The following is a 16,630-nucleotide window of genomic DNA, read 5'->3' as shown; positions in this document are numbered from 1 at the left end:
TTTGTTTTGTTCAATAAAAAAGGCTCAGTAAATACTGAGCCTTAATACGATTAATGTGCTAGTTAAAATTTAACGTTTACACCAGCAAATACACGACGGCCAAGTACATCATATGTGTACGGGTCAGTATTAGAATCGTTGTTACCTGAGTAGTATGGTGGTTGCTTATCAAATAAGTTATTTACACCAGCAGTTAACGAAACCATTTCACTGATAAAGTAAGAACCGCTCACATCATGGTAAACAACAGATGGTGTTGTTGGTGCATAACATGTAGATTCTTTACCTAAACAGCTGTAGCTATCCATTCCTGCAATGTAACGTGCTTTGTAGTTAGCAGACCAAGCATCACCTTTAACATCTAGCTCAAAGTTTGCTTTTACGTCAGCATAACCACCGATACCAGAAGTAATTAAACCAGCGTAATCAATACTTGATTCAATAACATCAACAGTGTACTCGTCAAGGTAAGTAACATCTAATGACGTATTCCAAGCAAGACCAGCTAAATCAAATTTGTAATTTAAGTTTAAGTCATAACCTTTTGTTTGCTCATAACCTACGTTTTGTAGTTGGTTATTAAACGCGATACGACCTGTGCTTTGGTTAAAATCGATATTTGCTGAACTACAAAGTGCTGTTGATTGATTCGCTAAAGAACCATCTGATGCAAGACATGAATCAACAATGTATTGGTTGTTTACTGTAGCAATAGCGTTTTCGATTTCAATGTCGTAGTAATCTAACGTCATTGAGAAACCTTCAAACCATTCTGGTTCGTAAACTACACCAACGGTAACTGTATCAGCTAATTCAGGTGTTAATTCATCATTACCACCAACGGTTACTTCAGCCTGATCTTGTGCGCCTGTAAAGCTAACTTGCTCATAAGATGGAGAATCACCTGAGTATAACTCAGCAACTGTAGGAGCACGGAAAGCTGTAGAGCGAACACCACGGAACATTAGTTCGTCGTTTACACGCCAAGTTAAACCTAGTTTCCACGTTTCATCAGAACCAAATGTGCTGTAATCAAAAGCACGAATCGCAGCGCTTAATTCTACATTTTGTGCTAAGTAAGCATCTGCTACTAAAGGAATAGCAAGCTCAAGGTATGCTTCGTTTACATCAAAACGACCGCTTGTTGCATCAACACGTGGGTCATTCGCAAGACCTTGTGAAGTGATCGAATCTGGTGTGTACCACGCTTTTTCTTCACGGCGTTCAAGACCTGCAGCAAAACCTACAAAGCCCGCAGGTACTTCCATTAACTCACCAGAAAGCGCAGCTGTAATCATAAATAATTGACTGCCGCCTGAGTTTTGCTCAGTGTAAACATAGTCACTAAAGCTACTGCTTGACCATGAAGCTTGTGAAAGTGGGTTAAAGTTACCAGCTTCAATTTCGCTTTGAATTGAACCCATATTGTGAAGGTTGCTTAAGCGATCTACTGAGTCATTACGACCAAAAATAACTGATGTATCCCACTCTAAGCCATTATCTAAATAACCTGCAGCACCGATAACAGAACGAACTGTATCAACTACTTGAGATGAGTCACGTGTACCAGTGTCAACCATACGGCGACCGTAAGAAACTTCATCACCGTAGTTAATATTTTGGTCAATTAAAGAATCGCCCATCCACTCTGCGTAGTCAAAGTCGAACCATACTGGCTGTGGCGCTAATTGCTGCTCTGACCAACGTTTTGAGTATGTAAACTCAGAGTATAAACGCGTGTCATCAGTTAAATCAAAGCTACCAATACCAGTAAGGTTTAAACGACGCATTGGCGTGTATAAGTAGCTAGATTGAGAATAGTTGTAGGCATCACTAGTACCAAAGTCGTGCCAACCATTATCAGCCTGACCTTGCAAAGATTCATCACCTGACCAAACATGGCCATTAGGAGTGTAAGAAGAACCAGAACAGTATGGAGCACTGCCATCGCCATCTTCAGTTAATGGACAATCAGAAAAGCTACGATCAGCCTGAGAAGCATCGCCACGGTCTGTGTACTGTAAACCTATTACAACGTTACCACGACCGAAGTTTCCACCCATTGTAATATCAAAAGACGTTTCATCTGCATCACCTTCAGTAGTGATTGCTGATTTAACATTAAGGTCTAAACCTTCAAAGTTATCTTTTAAGATAATATTTACAACACCCGCAACAGCATCAGTACCATAAACAGCAGATGCACCATCTTTAAGTACTTCAATATGCTTGATCATAGATACTGGTATAGTATTCAAATCAACTGTAGAAGCAGCGCCTGTACCTGAGTTAATCATACGGCGGCCGTTTACAAGTACTAAAGTACGTTGTGAACCTAAACCACGCAAATCAATAGATGCATTACCACCAGAACCATTATTGATACCTGGGTTTGTCATTGCGCCGCCTGTAGCGGTCATTTTTTGTAGTACAGAATCTACTGATACAGCGCCTGAAGCAGCGATATCGTCAGCACCGATTATAGTAACTGGGCTAGCGGTTTCCATATCTGCGCGCTTAATGCGAGAACCCGTTACTTGAATTTTTTCGATTGCTTGTGCTGAGTCTTCAGCAGCTAGAACTTGCACACTTGAGAACATTGGAAATGCTGCAATTACAGCTAAACCAAGAGTTGATTTTTTCATGAAAGAACCCTACTTGTTGGAAATTTACCTTTATTGGTAATGCTCACTTTTTATTAGAATAGTGAGTCAGGTGGGCAACTTAGGCGCTTTTAACTGAACGAAAACTTAACGGAAGCTCAATTTATATCAAGCAATAATGTGGATAAATCATTTTAGGTACATAGGTTACATTATGTTTCAGTGTTAATTAATAAATACACTTTAAAAACAAAAGCATGAGAAAATACAGAAACATTAGAAACACACCTGAAACCAAAGTGATTTACTTTGTAATCAAATGTAATTGATTGAGCTATGTACCAAAAACAGACAAATTAACAACTTAATCACAGCACATTATTAAAACCGCAAAACTAAATGTTAATTAATAACCATATTTATGCATACTTGGTGCTTAAATAGTCTTATTTAGCCACTTTGGAAAGTTTTTTGATTAGATTTTTATTCAGTCGCAATTAAAGTTGAACTTTTTGAGAGCACTTATTTATCATTGAAGTTTATAAGTCTCAAAATCTAAAAAATAATTTAATTGATCTAGTCACTCAAATAATCGTATGTATGAGAAAACAAATTCACACCAAAAATGTACGTTGTATGCAGAAGCTTGCAGTCGCTACTTCAATACGTTACATAAAAAGAGTAATTTAGTGTTTGTATTAAAGAGGTTGTATTATCTTTGACTGTTAGCTCTAAATTCCAGAGCATATTTTGCTCAGAACAAATGCCAACCATGGTATTGCTCTGCCACAGGCCATTATGTTTTTTAAATTGCTGAGGAATGTAACCCATATACATAGTAATGCCTTTGAGCTTGGCATCTTCAATTGTAATATTTGTTGGTAAATCACTAAAAATAGTAAATGGGGTTTCGGGAGAAAGAGTTTTCTCGCTTAACCATACTTTAACATCATTTGAAAAAGTACAAGGCAAATTGGTTGTGCATGTGGCATTTTTTAGAAATTTTTCATCTGTATTTTTGGAAAAATCACACGCTGTTAATAAAAAAAATACCGCGGTGAATAAACTTAACCTATATATAAGCATAACAATTTCGCACTAAAGAAAAGCAAATACTAATAATCGCGACTGCAAATAACAAGTGTGAGTGTTACTATTAAGCCAAATTAGGCACAAACTGTATCAAAAAATAAACAACAAGCTCACAAACATTGATTGATGTCATAATTTTATGTAATTGACCTATCTTTTTTAGGCCAAAAAATTTATCATTTCACCCGCAAAAAATAAGGGTTTCTCAAGTTTTTTTTCTGAAGCTTTCATGTATTGAAAGTTTTAGATAACACGCTTGAGAAAATAGTAGGCCCCACTTTTAAAGGTGGGTAATTCATTTCTAAACGCATTTATTGCAGCGGAAGCCAGAAAATGAGCCAAACAGTAGCATCACAAACTGAGTATAACTATAAGGTTGTACGCCAATTCGCTATTATGACAGTGATTTGGGGCATCGTTGGCATGAGTATTGGGGTTCTGATTGCTGCCCAATTAGCTTGGCCAGCACTTAACTTTGATACACCATGGTTAACTTACTCTCGACTACGTCCGTTACACACGAACGCAGTAATTTTCGCATTTGGTACCAGTGCACTTTTTGCGACGTCTTATTACGTCGTACAACGTACTTGTCAAACGCGTCTTTTCTCAGACAAACTCGCCGCCTTTTCATTTTGGGGCTGGCAGCTAGTTATTGTATTAGCAGTAATTACATTACCACTTGGTATTACTAGCTCAAAAGAATACGCAGAACTTGAATGGCCAATCGATATTTTAATCGCTGTGGTTTGGATTGTTTACGCTATTGTATTCTTTGGTACTTTAATTAAGCGTAAAGTGTCGCATATTTATGTTGCTAACTGGTTCTACGCTGGCTTTATTATCACTGTTGCAGTACTTCATATTGTAAACAGTATGGCAGTGCCTGTGTCGTTAACTAAATCATATTCAATCTATGCGGGTGCGGTAGATGCTATGGTTCAGTGGTGGTACGGTCATAACGCTGTAGGTTTCCTACTTACTGCTGGTTTCTTGGGTATGATGTATTACTTTGTACCAAAACAAGCAGGTCGCCCAGTTTACTCATACCGTTTATCGGTAGTTCACTTTTGGGCTCTAATTTCATTATATATCTGGGCTGGTCCTCATCACCTTCACTACACAGCGCTTCCTGATTGGACGCAAAGTTTAGGTATGGTTATGTCTATTATCCTATTCGTACCGTCTTGGGGTGGTATGATCAACGGTATTATGACGCTATCTGGCGCGTGGCATAAACTACGTACCGATCCAGTACTTCGTTTCTTAGTTGTTTCATTATCTTTCTACGGTATGTCTACGTTTGAAGGTCCTATGATGGCAATTAAATCTGTAAATGCGTTATCTCACTATACAGATTGGACAATCGGCCACGTACACTCAGGTGCACTAGGTTGGGTTGCTATGATTTCAATTGGTGCTATCTACCACTTAATTCCTGCGTTATTCGCGCAAGGTCGTATGTATAGCGTTAAATTGGTTAACACCCACTTCTGGTTACACACTGTAGGTGTTGTTTTATATATTGTTGCAATGTGGATCTCTGGTGTAATGCAAGGTCTAATGTGGCGTGCAGTAAATGCTGACGGTACATTAATGTACAGCTTTGTGCAGTCTTTAGAAGCGTCGCATCCTTTCTATATTATGCGCTTTGTAGGCGGTGTATTCATCGTAACAGGTATGTTAGTTATGGCTTATAACGTTTACCGCACTATTTCAGCTGAGAAAGAATCTCTGAAACTAGACGCGCAAGCACAATTAGCATAACGGAGTGAGATGATGAGCAAGAAAAATTCGCAAAACAAACATGAAATAGTAGAAAAGAACGTTGGCCTTATGGCTATTCTGACTGTTTTTGCTATTAGCTTTGGCGCACTAGTTGAGATCACTCCGCTAATGTTCCAAGACGATACAACTAAACCAGTAGAAGGCCTACGCCCTCTTAATGCTTTAGAAATGGAAGGCCGTGATCTTTACGTGCGTGAAGGTTGTTCTAACTGTCACTCACAAATGATTCGTCCTTTTCGTGATGAAGTTGAGCGTTATGGTCATTACTCTGTAGCCGGTGAATCTGTTTGGGATCACCCGTTCTTATGGGGTTCTAAACGTACTGGTCCTGATTTGGCTCGTGTTGGTAAGCGCTACTCGGACGACTGGCACTATGCTCACTTAGTTGACCCACGCGCTGTGGTTCCTGAGTCAAACATGCCAGGCTTTCCTTGGTTAGCAGAGAATACGGTTGATACCAGCCTTACTCTGAAAAAACTACAAATTTTCCGTGATACTTTTGCTATTAACCCAGAAAACCCAAAACATCCGGGTTTAGGCTATGGCAGCGACGAAGAGCTTCAAGCTGATGTTGATAAAGTTAATGCTATGAATGACGGCAAAGGCGCAACAGAAATACAAGCTCTAATCGCGTATTTACAGCAACTTGGCACCCACTTGAAGTAAAAATTATGGATTACGGAACATACAGAGGCATTTTGACTCTGGTAATTTTAGTATTGTTTATTGTGATTGTTGCATGGGCATATAGTAAGCGAAGCAAAACCCGTTTTGATAGCGCAGCTAATGCCATTTTCGAAGATGAAAAAAAACATGACAACACACTCTCTAACGAGGAAAAGGAGTCTGAAAAATGACTAGCTTTTGGAGTATTTGGGTTATTGTTTTAACCCTTGCATGCTTATGCATCATCTTTGGCCTATTAGTTTGGAACTTAAAAAACTATGCTGGCGTAAAAGAAGGTGAAAGCTGTGGACATGAATTTGACGGCATTGAAGAGCTAAATAATCCACTACCAAAATGGTGGACTTACATGTTTTTCGCAACTTTTATTTGGTCAGTATATTACCTTGCAGCTTACCCAGGTTTAGGCAACTGGGAAGGTTTGGGTAAATGGACGAGTTCTAACCAAGGTATTACGTCTTTAGCTGAATCTAAAAAAGCAGTTGCAGAGGCCAAAGCAGAAGGTCGCTTTGTTAAGCTTGATAAAGAGTATGAAGCTGCAGAAGAACGCTTCGGTCCTATTTTTAATAAGTTGGCACAGGTACCGGTTTTAGATTTAGTTAATTCTAAGTTTGAAGGTGATGCAGCGCAGCAAGTTGCTCTAGAAAATGGCGACAAACACGAGCAAACAGATGGTCAATTAGCCATCGAAATTGGTCAGCGTTTGTTCTCACAAAACTGTGCGCAATGTCATGGCTCTGATGCGCGTGGTGGTACCGGCTTTCCTAACCTAACTGATAAAGATTGGTTATATGGCGGAACACCAGACAAAATTAGAGAAACACTCCTTAATGGTCGTATAGCTGCAATGCCAGCTTGGGGCGATGCTCTTGGTGAGCAAGGCGTTAAAGAAATGACAGCACATGTGCTAAGCCTTTCTGGCCGTACTGTTAACCAAAAAGATGCAGCAGCAGGTGCAGCTAAGTTTGCAATGTGTGCCGCATGTCACGGTGCTGACGGTAAAGGGTCGGTTGCACATAACCTACCATTTGGCGCGCCTAACCTGACAGATAACATTTGGTTATATGGTGGTTCTCAACGTGCAGTTGAAGAAACACTTAACCATGGTCGTGCTGGTGTAATGCCTGCATGGAAAGACATTTTAGGTGAAGAAAAAATTCATTTATTAACAGCCTATGTTTACAGTTTATCGCAAGATAAATAAGCATGCGGTTAATAAAATGTTTATAAATTAATTTATTTAATTCAATAGATTAATCCAGATCAAAAAAGCCTCCACTGTGAGGCTTTTTTTTAGTCTTTTACGTATAAATCCTATAAAATAAACCTCCCTAAACTAATTTAGAGCAACTATGCAACCTACTCCGTGGTATAAGAATTTTTGGCCTTGGTTTTTAATCTTTTTTCCGTTAGTGGCCATTATTGGCTGTATTAGCCTATTTATTACGGCAATAGGTAACGGTCCAGATATGGTTGTTGACGACTACTACAAAAAAGGTAAAGCAATCAACTTAGAACTTACTAAGTTTGAAAAAGCAAAAGCGCTTTATCTGCATGGCGGATTAAATGTAACCAATGAGCGCGTAAGCTTTAAATTTACAAAAGGCGACAGCAGCAATGTGCATGTATTAAAACTCTCTTTTTACCACCGCACAATTAAAGCACATGACTTTACCGCTACTCTAACCCCTAATGCCAATCAAGAGTTTACAGCACTACTTGATATGTACACACCAGGTGCCTACTCAGTATTTATTGAGCCTATAGATGGCAGTTGGAAAATGAAAGAAAATATAACGTTACCAACTGTACAAACTGTTTTAGTTACTCCTAATTATAAGTAGTATAACTATGTCTAACTCTTGTTTTCATTGCCTTGAAAATGTGCCAAACGGATTTAGTGCAAGCGTTATAATTGACGATAAAGCCCAGCCAATGTGTTGCATTGGCTGCCAAGCTGTTGCACAAAACATCGTTGACCAAGGTATGACCGATTACTACAAATATCGGACCGTACGTGCAGGTAAAGTGGAACAATTGGTACCCGAGCAACTCGCATTTATAAAAAGTTATGACAACGAAGACATTCAAGACGAATTTATAGCCACTAACGATAATATCTCAGAAGTATTACTGAGTGTCGAAGGTATAACCTGCGCTGCTTGTGCGTGGCTTATCGAAAAACAACTATTAAATTTAACCTCAGTAAAACGTGTTGATGTAAACACATCCACCAACCGCGCGATGATCCAATGGAATAAAACCAGCACCCCATTGAGCGAAATTATTACTTCCTTAGCCAAAATTGGTTATAAAGCCTACCCATTTCAATCAGATATTGAAGCTCAACAAAAGCAACAAACTGCCAAAGCCTATATTCGTCGCTTAGGTGTTGCAGGCTTAATGACCATGCAAGTTATGATGTTTGCGTTTGCCATGTACTTTGGCATGTTTTCAGGCATGGACAGCAATTTTGAGCAGTATTTTAGATGGATCAGCTTAGTACTTGCCTCTCCGGTTATTTTATATAGCGCACTGCCCTTTTTAACCAACGCCATAAATGGCTTAAAAGCAAAACAGCTCAATATGGATTTACCCGTATCGCTGGCTATTTTTGGTGCGTTTGGCGCAAGTTGTTACGCCACATTTATGCAAGTCGGCGAAGTGTATTTTGAATCTGTGTGCATGTTTACCTTTTTACTGTTGTTAGGTAAGTATCTTGAATTTAGAGCACGTTTAAAAGCGAGCGAATTTACTGCCAACTTACAAAAATTACTGCCATTAACAGCCCGCACCATTAACGAAAGTGGCGAAGAACTTATAATTGCAGCCAAAAAACTAAAACTTAATGACGTAGTACTTATTAAAGCGGGTGAAACAATCCCTGCCGACGGCGAGCTTATAAAGGGTAAAACTACGGTTGATGAATCAATGATGACGGGCGAACACCAACCCGTTACAAAATTTATCGGTCACAATGTCTACGCCGGTTGCGTTAACCACGACGGCGTTATTGAAATAAAAATTAATAAAATTGGCCAAAATACCCTTTTAAATCAAATTATCCGCCTGCAACACAACGCATTAACTAAACGCCCTAAACTGGTTGAAATTACAGATAAAGTTGCGCAATGGTTTATAGCGTGCCTGCTTATATTTGCTTCACTTACAGCTATTGGCTGGTACCAAATTGACCCTGAACACGCATTTTGGATCACCATTTCGGTTTTAGTTGCTACCTGCCCATGTGCCCTGAGTTTAGCCATACCAACCGCACTTACATGCGCGGTTGCAACCTTGACCCGTAAAGGCGTATTAATAAAACAAGCGCATGTGCTCGAAACACTCTCACAAATTACGTTATTTGCCTTTGATAAAACAGGCACACTTACGCAAGGTAAATTTAGCCTTGATGAAGTAGATATAATCGATAAAAAATATACAAAAACGCAAGTGCTAGATATGGCAGCCATGCTAGAGCGTTATTCTGAGCATCCTATTGCCAGCGCTTTTGATGAAATCACGCCCGTTCATAATACTCTTGATAACGTTGAAGTACATCCAGGGCTAGGAATTAGCGCACAAGATGCAACTCATCATTACGCAATTGGTAAAAGTGGCTGGTTTGATAGCAAAAAATCGAATGCACAAGCAAGCTTATATATAAATAAACAAGTTGTTGCACGTTTTTACTTTGTTGATAAAGTAAAAAGCGATGCGAAAAAGCTTATAGAGTCTCTTCAATCGCAAAACTTAACGTGTCATATGTTGACCGGTGACGCGTCAGATGCAGGGCAAAAAGTAGCTAAACAGCTTAAACTTGAAAGCGTACAATCAGGATGTTCCCCACAGGATAAACAAACCGCAGTTGAGCAATGGTCTTCACAAAGCGAAGTGGTTGCTATGGTCGGTGATGGCATAAACGACAGCCCAGTATTTGCCAGCGCGCATTTATCAATTGCTATGGAAACCGGTGCTGACATATCAAAAAATAGCGCTGATGTAGTGCTTCTTAATAGCGATTTAGCCTCCATTGGTCATTTACTTAATGTTGCCAAACAAACCAGACGTATTATTAAACAAAATCTTGCGCTGTCTTTATTGTATAATGCTTCCATATTACCACTGGCAGCGCTGGGCTTAGTAGCCCCTTGGATGGCTGTTATTGGCATGTCTGCCAGCTCAATTATTGTGATTAGTAATTCACTAAGGCTATTAAAGTTATGAGCATAATTTACATTTTGATCCCTATTGCCATTTTATTTGTCATTATTGCTATTGGCGTATTTTTTTGGGCCGTAAAAAGTGAGCAGTTTTCGGATTTAAACAAGCAAGGTCATAGTATTTTGTTTGAAGACGACAAAGAGCAACATAATAAAAGTAATGATTGACCCTCTTTATACCAGCGCATTTTTAATGGGCCTAATCGGTAGCGGTCATTGCATTGCTATGTGTGGCGGTATTGCAAGCTCATTACAACTGGCTAGTGACAAACGCAAAACATTTACCTATTCATTTGCCTATAATGTTGGACGTGCCCTGAGCTACATGGCAGCAGGCGCACTTGTTGCAGGAATTAGTAGTCAATTTGCTAGGCAAAACACCTCCTTTTCATTAGTACTTTCATTCATTGCTGCTATTTTTATGCTCCTCGTTGGCGTGTATATAATGCGCTTGGGCCCTACTTTGCAGTGGTTAGAGAAAATTGGTAAAACCTTGGTGTGGCAACACATTGTTAAACTAAATAAATATTTAATGCCTATCAACTCTCCTTTTAAAGCCTTAGGTTACGGTGCTTTGTGGGGCTGGCTGCCTTGTGGTTTAGTATATTCAGCGCTTACATGGGCGATGACTAGTCCTAGTGCTTTAGATGGTGCTTTAGTTATGCTTTGCTTTGCTCTGGGTACTTTTCCCGCGATGATCACGTTAGGCGTTGCAGCGCAAAAACTAAATACTATTATTAACCACCCATGGACCCGAATTGTATTAGGCAGTGTTATAATTTGGTATGGTATCTACTTATTGATTATTGCAACCGACAAGTTGGTACATTAATCTACACAATGTCGTGAATAAAAATTTAAACGGATTAAATTATGGATTTCTCTCAAAGCCGTACTAAAGGTAATTGTGCTATTAGCTGTAATAACTGCAGTATTAGTCAATTGTGTTTGCCATTTTCACTTAATGGCCAAGAAATGGACAAGCTAGACGAAATTATTGAGCGAAAAAAACCTCTCCATAAAGGCGACTACTTATTTGAATCAGGCGCACCTTTACAGGCTATTTATGCGGTACGTTCAGGCTCATTTAAATCGTACACATTATCAGAGCGAGGTGATGAGCAAATAACTGGCTTTCATTTAGCTGGCGATCTAGTTGGTTTTGATGCGATAAATAAAATGACTCATCCCAGTTTTTCACAAGCACTTGAAACATCAATGGTTTGCGAAATCCCATTCGATACTCTTGACGAACTATCAGGGAAATTACCTAAACTTCGCCAACAAATAATGCGTTTAATGAGTAGCGAAATTACTTACGATCAAGAAATGCTGTTACTACTCAATAAAAAATCAGCAGAAGAGCGCCTAGCTAGTTTTATTTATAACTTATCTGAGCGCTTTGGTGAGCGCGGTTTTTCGCGTAAAGAATTTAGATTTACGATGACTCGCGGTGAAATAGGCAACTACCTAGGCCTTACTGTAGAAACTATTAGTCGTTTATTAAGTCGTTTTCAAAAAGCAGACTTAATTAAAGTAGAAGGTAAATTTATTACAATTTTAGATAATGATGCCTTGGCTAAAACAGCGGCAATTGTTAAGCCTCGTCAAATTAAATAGTTTGATTTAGAACAACAATTTATATGCTACCCCTTTAACTGTTTTATATTTACGTTACACTAAATGTACACCCGTTATGTAAATGGAGTAGCATATGAACACTATTAAACGCATTATTGCGGTTATTGACCCTACCAAAGACGATCAACACGGCTTAGCACGTTCAATAGATTTAGCTAAAAAGTCTGGCGCAAGTATTACCGCTTTTATGACGGTTTACGACTTCTCTTACGAAATGACAACCATGCTATCAGGCGATGAACGCGAAGCAATGCGTGACGCTGTACTAAAAGATCGTGAGCTATGGCTAAACGATTTAGTCTCTCCTTACAAAGATATAAATATTGAAACCCAAGTGGTTTGGCATAATCGCCCTTACGAAGCCATAATCGATACTGTAATTGATGAAAAGTACGATTTAGTAATTAAAGGCACACATCAACATGGTGCACTTAAATCCGTTATTTTTACCCCGACCGATTGGCACTTAGTACGCAAATGCCCCGCTCCGGTTTTATTTGTAAAAGAAATGGCATGGCCTGCTAACGGTAATATTTTAGCTGCTGTAAATGCAGTTAGCGAAAATGAAGAGCATGTAGCACTTAATAAACGCGTTATTAAAGACGCACAATTTTTATGTGAACTTGCCAACGCAAAACTTAATTTAGTTAATGCTTATCCTGCAACGCCCATAAATATCGCAATCGAAATTCCTGAGTTTAACCCGGGGCTTTATAACGAATCAGTTAAAAAACATCATCATGAATCAACCAATGCACTTGCTGCAGAGTTTAATTTAAACCCAGAGCAATGTTTTATTGAAGAAGGCCTGCCAGAGGATGTAATCCCTGATGTAGCGAAGCGGTTAAATAGCGAATTAGTTGTTATTGGTACCGTTGGGCGTACCGGCTTAAGTGCTGCTCTTGTAGGTAACACAGCAGAGCATGTAATTGATAGCCTAGACTGTGATGTACTGGCACTCAAACCCGATGGTTACGTGAGCCCACTTGCAAAAAACTAGATTAACCAAAAGATTTTTAGCAAGTAACAGCTCATATACTACTTCCTAAAAATACCGTGTTTAAATTGCTTTTAATTACATCCTAAACTCGCATATTCAGGTGGTTTGGGTATAATACGCCCCTTTATTTTTAGCAAATAACTTTGCTGTATTGTTTTACTAGGGGGCGTAATTGTCACACTCAGATCAAGCTAAAGCTCAATTTAACTTAAATAAGCTGCAAAAGCGTTTACGTCGCCAAACTGGTCAAGCTGTTATGGACTTCAATATGATTGAAGAAGGCGACCGTATTATGGTGTGTTTATCAGGCGGCAAAGATAGCTACACCATGCTTGAAATGCTTCAACATTTAAAACGTGTAGCACCGATAAAGTTTGACCTAGTTGTTGTAAATCTTGATCAAAAACAACCAGGTTTCCCTGAACATGTACTACCCCAGTACCTTGATAAACTAAATGTTGAGTACAAAATTGTAGAAGAAGATACCTACAGCATTGTTACCGATATTATCCCTGAAGGTAAAACAACGTGTTCACTTTGCTCACGCTTACGTCGTGGTATTTTATACCGCACAGCAAATGAGATAGGCGCTACTAAAATAGCCCTTGGGCATCACCGTGATGACATGATTGAAACCTTATTTTTGAACATGTTTTATGGCGGTAAACTAAAAAGTATGCCGGCTAAATTAATGAGTGATAATGGCGAGCACATGGTTATTCGCCCACTTGCATACTGCAAAGAAACCGATATAGCCCAATACGCATTTGCACAAGGCTACCCTATAATCCCGTGTAATCTTTGTGGCTCACAAGAAAACCTACAGCGTAAACATACAAAAGCAATGCTTGCAAAATGGGATGCGGAGCACCCGGGCCGTATTGAAAGTATTTTTACAGCAATGCAAAACATAGTGCCTTCACATTTAGCTGATGCCGACTTATTTGATTTTAAAAACTTACAAACAGGTGAAGTAATTGATGGTGGCGATATCGCCCTTGATAAACCTGACATACCTAAAGTACCAGTAAGTAGTGAAATTGATGAACAAGAAGTGCCAAGTGTAGTTACTATAAATCTTAGCTAACTTTTAGTTAGCTAAGAGTAAAGAATTAAGGGTTTGTATTTATATACAAACCCTTTAATTTACCAATTTAATCTTAAGCTTTACTTTAACTCTCAGCTAAACCTTGTAAAAACTCTAAACTTAACTTTTCTTGTGCATTGGCCTGGTATGGCAACTGTTGCAAGCTATCGTACGAAAAATCGTTAATATCAAAGTGACTTATTTCACTATTCCCAAAGCTGTTACGCTCACCGGGGCTTGGGGACATTTTCTCAATTACAAAATCACTTAAACGCATATCTGTAATACCTTGTGGTAATACCGACCAGTGAGCTTTCAAATTAAGTGTTTGGCTTCCCTGTGCTAACCGCTCTTTAGATACTAAATGAGCAAGTGGTGTATCGCCACTGTATAAGTTAGCCCTAACTCGATACAAACCGCTTTTTATCACTGTTAAATTAGCTGGCACGACCATGTTTTCATCTTGTGCATATGCAGTTTCAAAACCTGTTAAAGTCGCACTCGGCGCCATATATTGAATTTGTGCAACTACAGGGACTTTTTTACCAGCAACATCACCCTCTACAAACACTTGCAAACTACGAGGGTAATCATCCTCTCCTTTAAAGGTGATAGTTGCCTCACCTTCACGTGCATTACCTATATGAGTATTTAATACTTCTTTTGTATCTGTATTTGCAAGCTCAACGACTACTTTACCAAGTCCTTGAGCACTTACTCTTATTATTATTTCTTCTGGGTATACAAAACGATACTGCTTAATACTTAACGTTAAAGCATCACCACTTTCGTCAATAGGGCTCGACACAGGGTAAAACTGGTTTGGTTTTAATCGGTCTTCATCTAGTGGGCTTAATGGTTGAGAATAAGGAGGAAATTTGAGTGCGCTTTGGTATTGCATAACCACTTGCTGCGCCGCTTTTGTTAAGTCTTCATTAAACGCGACTTGCTTTTTTGATTGTGTTTTATTTTTTTTAGGTACATCTATGGGAATCACTTTTACAGGTGATAAATCAACTACGCTAGCGGCTTGTTTAACCTGCGTTGTCACTGGCTCTACAACTTTATGAGTGTCATTTTTACTTGTAAACCATAGCGAAAATAAAATAGCGCTAATAATTAAAGCAACGACATAAAATTTTTTCATTAGTTAATTTAATCCTTTATAAGGCGTATAGCTTTGAGCTACACGCCTTGCATGTTATGGGATCACATTATAAATAAGTGCTGATGCGCTTAAATTATTTGAATCCTTAATATAACGATATTGTTTTTTCCAAAACCAACTACCTGTAGTTTTATCAAACGTATTAAACCCTACCGTGTCACCTTCAACATTTACGTTATTCATGGCGATTGTTACATTACCTTTGCGCTGGGCATTATGTATTTCGTTATGGCTATAACTGTCACTCATCATCATTGGATAATGGTTAGGCATAAAGCTATTTACCGCATCACCTTGCGATTTTAAACGGCCATCAGTATCAATACTTTGGCTACAACTTCCAAATGAACGAGCTGAACTTGCACCACATGAAGAGTGCGATGCAACAACCGAGTCATCATTGCCTTTTAAAAATCCACCTGTTAATCCTAAGTATGCATTACCATCTGCCACAAAGCGTAAACGAGGTGTACGTGCATCAGGAAATGGTGATATTTTACGCGCGTTATTCACTTTTAAATCGTGTAATACGCCAACGGCCTCGGTTACATCACTTCCTAGCCACCATTTGAGTGCAGCATCGACCGCAAAGTTCCATGATGCGCCAGTTAAAGCACTAACAGCGACGTCAGCAAGCTCACTTCCACCGCCCGCGCCTGCTAAATCAAACGTAGCCACGATATTAAGCGGCTGTAATCCTTCGTTTTCTAACCAGTTTTCTTGATTATCAATAATATGGCGTGCAACTAAGTCACCTGTTGAATGTGTTACAAATACACAGCCATCACTGCATAAATTAGAGCGTGAAATTTGCTTTAATTTAGGCCATACCCAATCGGTAGCAATCTTACCTTCAACGCGTTCATAAGCAGGCCAGTCAATTCGCTCATCCGCACGATTATTCCAGTACGATTGCCAATATGTTTCACCATCATTAATTACATCACTTCCCAATTTATTGGTTATTTGCGAGGTTTGTAAACCATGAATTAATATAATTTTGTAGTCTTTACTCGCTGCAGAAAAGCTCATTAACATAGCAAGTCCCGCACCGATTAGGTGGCTTGGCTTAATTAATTTGTGTGTGTATTTGTTGTTCATACAATTCCTTAATGTTGTGTGCTTAATATTTTATTATCATTTAAGGTATTCATGTTGGTCTGCGTAAGCTTGTCAGCCTAAGCGATCACTAGTATTAGGAACAACGAACAAAAATGCAACAACTTATTATCATTTAGGAAGGGTGGGAATTTATTTCATACTGATTAATGAGTTAACAAAGGTATAGTTGTTAAATATGAAATTATTAAATGAGTTTCAGGGGGATATTGAGGTATAATATTA

General features: G+C 38.9%; 15 protein-coding genes. 11 read left to right on the top strand and 4 right to left on the bottom strand.

Annotated features, from left to right (window positions below; genetic code table 11):
- Positions 1-62: 62 nt before the first annotated feature.
- Together BW142_RS02980 and BW142_RS02975 are read right to left on the bottom strand one after the other, a co-directional pair.
- Entirely contained in the window at positions 63-2,645 is a 2,583-nt protein-coding gene (locus tag BW142_RS02980; protein WP_076923822.1) for a TonB-dependent receptor, read from the bottom strand.
- 618 nt (positions 2,646-3,263) lie between these two features.
- A complete protein-coding gene (locus BW142_RS02975; RefSeq protein WP_076923821.1) occupies positions 3,264-3,689 on the bottom strand; it encodes a hypothetical protein in 426 nt (141 codons plus the stop codon).
- 339 nt (positions 3,690-4,028) lie between these two features.
- Here BW142_RS02975 and ccoN point away from each other — a divergent pair, with 339 nt between their 5' ends.
- The 11 genes from ccoN to ttcA all read left to right on the top strand — a co-directional run bounded on the left by ccoN (position 4,029) and on the right by ttcA (position 14,118).
- The gene (gene ccoN, locus BW142_RS02970; RefSeq protein WP_007585649.1) at positions 4,029-5,462 is read left to right on the top strand and encodes a cytochrome-c oxidase, cbb3-type subunit I; all 1,434 of its coding nucleotides are present in this window, start codon (positions 4,029-4,031) and stop codon (positions 5,460-5,462) included.
- A 12-nt stretch (positions 5,463-5,474) separates the two neighbouring features.
- The gene (ccoO, locus tag BW142_RS02965) at positions 5,475-6,149 is read left to right on the top strand and encodes a cytochrome-c oxidase, cbb3-type subunit II (RefSeq protein ID WP_024599141.1); all 675 of its coding nucleotides are present in this window, start codon (positions 5,475-5,477) and stop codon (positions 6,147-6,149) included.
- A gap of 5 nt (positions 6,150-6,154) precedes the next feature.
- Positions 6,155-6,340: a cbb3-type cytochrome c oxidase subunit 3 gene (locus BW142_RS02960; RefSeq protein WP_010554061.1), complete on the top strand. Its 186-nt coding sequence runs from the start codon at positions 6,155-6,157 to the stop codon at positions 6,338-6,340.
- Entirely contained in the window at positions 6,337-7,371 is a 1,035-nt protein-coding gene (gene ccoP, locus BW142_RS02955; RefSeq protein ID WP_076923820.1) for a cytochrome-c oxidase, cbb3-type subunit III, read from the top strand. The genes BW142_RS02960 and ccoP overlap by 4 nt, the downstream gene beginning before the upstream one ends.
- Before the next feature lie 148 nt (positions 7,372-7,519).
- The gene (locus BW142_RS02950) at positions 7,520-8,011 is read left to right on the top strand and encodes a FixH family protein (protein ID WP_076923819.1); all 492 of its coding nucleotides are present in this window, start codon (positions 7,520-7,522) and stop codon (positions 8,009-8,011) included.
- Between the two features lie 7 nt (positions 8,012-8,018).
- The gene (locus BW142_RS02945) at positions 8,019-10,394 is read left to right on the top strand and encodes a heavy metal translocating P-type ATPase (RefSeq protein ID WP_076923818.1); all 2,376 of its coding nucleotides are present in this window, start codon (positions 8,019-8,021) and stop codon (positions 10,392-10,394) included.
- Positions 10,391-10,558 (top strand): cbb3-type cytochrome oxidase assembly protein CcoS, encoded by a 168-nt coding sequence (gene ccoS, locus BW142_RS02940; RefSeq protein WP_002963071.1) that lies wholly within the window; start codon positions 10,391-10,393, stop codon positions 10,556-10,558. The genes BW142_RS02945 and ccoS overlap by 4 nt, the downstream gene beginning before the upstream one ends.
- Positions 10,551-11,222 carry a sulfite exporter TauE/SafE family protein gene (locus BW142_RS02935; protein ID WP_024599145.1) on the top strand — a complete coding sequence of 224 codons (672 nt, stop codon included), beginning with the start codon at positions 10,551-10,553 and terminating at the stop codon, positions 11,220-11,222. The genes ccoS and BW142_RS02935 overlap by 8 nt, the downstream gene beginning before the upstream one ends.
- 41 nt (positions 11,223-11,263) lie before the next feature.
- Positions 11,264-12,010, top strand: a complete 747-nt coding sequence (locus BW142_RS02930; protein WP_024596435.1) for an FNR family transcription factor — start codon at positions 11,264-11,266, stop codon at positions 12,008-12,010.
- Positions 12,011-12,104: 94 nt separating this feature from the next.
- A complete protein-coding gene (gene uspE, locus BW142_RS02925) occupies positions 12,105-13,031 on the top strand; it encodes a universal stress protein UspE (protein WP_024599146.1) in 927 nt (308 codons plus the stop codon).
- A 172-nt stretch (positions 13,032-13,203) separates the two neighbouring features.
- The gene (gene ttcA / locus BW142_RS02920) at positions 13,204-14,118 is read left to right on the top strand and encodes a tRNA 2-thiocytidine(32) synthetase TtcA (protein ID WP_024599147.1); all 915 of its coding nucleotides are present in this window, start codon (positions 13,204-13,206) and stop codon (positions 14,116-14,118) included.
- A gap of 85 nt (positions 14,119-14,203) precedes the next feature.
- On the opposite strand, the gene BW142_RS02915 is transcribed toward ttcA, so the two are convergent.
- Both BW142_RS02915 and BW142_RS02910 read right to left on the bottom strand, forming a co-directional pair.
- Positions 14,204-15,265, bottom strand: a complete 1,062-nt coding sequence (locus BW142_RS02915) for a hypothetical protein (protein ID WP_076923817.1) — start codon at positions 15,263-15,265, stop codon at positions 14,204-14,206.
- 54 nt (positions 15,266-15,319) lie between these two features.
- Positions 15,320-16,387: a hypothetical protein gene (locus BW142_RS02910; protein WP_076923816.1), complete on the bottom strand. Its 1,068-nt coding sequence runs from the start codon at positions 16,385-16,387 to the stop codon at positions 15,320-15,322.
- Between the last annotated feature and the right edge of the window lie 243 nt (positions 16,388-16,630).

This window comes from Pseudoalteromonas sp. EB27 (genome assembly GCF_001974875.1).
Lineage (GTDB): Bacteria > Pseudomonadota > Gammaproteobacteria > Enterobacterales > Alteromonadaceae > Pseudoalteromonas.
The sequence above is the reverse complement of the archived record's forward strand: the minus strand, read 5'-3'. Positions and strand labels throughout refer to the sequence as shown.

Excerpts from the sequence above, each read along its gene's own strand:
- ccoP (WP_076923820.1), top strand. The coding sequence starts at position 6,337 with ATGACTAGCTTTTGGAGTATTTGGGTTATTGTTTTAACCCTTGCATGC.
- BW142_RS02975 (WP_076923821.1), bottom strand. The coding sequence starts at position 3,689 with ATGCTTATATATAGGTTAAGTTTATTCACCGCGGTATTTTTTTTATTA.
- ccoN (WP_007585649.1), top strand. The coding sequence starts at position 4,029 with ATGAGCCAAACAGTAGCATCACAAACTGAGTATAACTATAAGGTTGTA.
- BW142_RS02960 (WP_010554061.1), top strand. The coding sequence starts at position 6,155 with ATGGATTACGGAACATACAGAGGCATTTTGACTCTGGTAATTTTAGTA.
- BW142_RS02915 (WP_076923817.1), bottom strand. The coding sequence starts at position 15,265 with ATGAAAAAATTTTATGTCGTTGCTTTAATTATTAGCGCTATTTTATTT.
- BW142_RS02945 (WP_076923818.1), top strand. The coding sequence starts at position 8,019 with ATGTCTAACTCTTGTTTTCATTGCCTTGAAAATGTGCCAAACGGATTT.
- ccoS (WP_002963071.1), top strand. The coding sequence starts at position 10,391 with ATGAGCATAATTTACATTTTGATCCCTATTGCCATTTTATTTGTCATT.
- BW142_RS02930 (WP_024596435.1), top strand. The coding sequence starts at position 11,264 with ATGGATTTCTCTCAAAGCCGTACTAAAGGTAATTGTGCTATTAGCTGT.
- uspE (WP_024599146.1), top strand. The coding sequence starts at position 12,105 with ATGAACACTATTAAACGCATTATTGCGGTTATTGACCCTACCAAAGAC.
- ccoO (WP_024599141.1), top strand. The coding sequence starts at position 5,475 with ATGAGCAAGAAAAATTCGCAAAACAAACATGAAATAGTAGAAAAGAAC.
- BW142_RS02950 (WP_076923819.1), top strand. The coding sequence starts at position 7,520 with ATGCAACCTACTCCGTGGTATAAGAATTTTTGGCCTTGGTTTTTAATC.
- BW142_RS02910 (WP_076923816.1), bottom strand. The coding sequence starts at position 16,387 with ATGAACAACAAATACACACACAAATTAATTAAGCCAAGCCACCTAATC.
- BW142_RS02935 (WP_024599145.1), top strand. The coding sequence starts at position 10,551 with ATGATTGACCCTCTTTATACCAGCGCATTTTTAATGGGCCTAATCGGT.
- BW142_RS02980 (WP_076923822.1), bottom strand. The coding sequence starts at position 2,645 with ATGAAAAAATCAACTCTTGGTTTAGCTGTAATTGCAGCATTTCCAATG.